This is a genomic window from Virgibacillus salexigens (assembly GCF_014905415.1).
GTDB classification, from domain to species: Bacteria; Bacillota; Bacilli; order Bacillales; family Amphibacillaceae; genus Virgibacillus; species Virgibacillus salexigens.
Genome location: NZ_BNEO01000080.1, coordinates 1 through 330 on the forward strand (window position 1 = coordinate 1; position 330 = coordinate 330).

A 330-nucleotide genomic window follows, 5' to 3' on the forward strand; every position below is an offset into this window, starting at 1 on the left:
TTTGAAGGTATATCAATAATTTAGCAAATCAAAATCGTGTTATTAAGAAAGAAAAATAAGAGTGAATATTCAAGGAGGGATGAGATGGTTTATAAAGCATTATATCAAGAACTGCCTGATGAAATTCCAGGTCGGGAACGTACAAAAAGTGTTTATGTAGAAGGCGAATCCGTAAGACAAGTAAGAACAAAATTAAACGAACGCAAGTATAATATCGAATTTATCCAAGAAGTGAATGTCGCACATTTAGACTATGAAAAGCTATCCGACGATTTTACTGTGGAGAATATCTAACCAATGAAATTTGTAAAGAATGACCAGGCTGCTGTG

1 protein-coding gene is annotated in these 330 nt (G+C 33.6%); it reads left to right on the top strand.

The annotated features are described in order from the left end of the window. Nucleotides 1–84: 84 nt before the first annotated feature. Nucleotides 85–294: a DNA-dependent RNA polymerase subunit epsilon gene (locus JKP73_RS22320; protein ID WP_200412002.1), complete on the top strand. Its 210-nt coding sequence runs from the start codon at nucleotides 85–87 to the stop codon at nucleotides 292–294. The last annotated feature ends 36 nt before the right edge of the window (nucleotides 295–330 follow it).

Bases quoted from the DNA above. Each gene is read 5' to 3' on its own strand.
- JKP73_RS22320 (WP_200412002.1), top strand. From the start codon at position 85: ATGGTTTATAAAGCATTATATCAAGAACTGCCTGATGAAATTCCAGGT.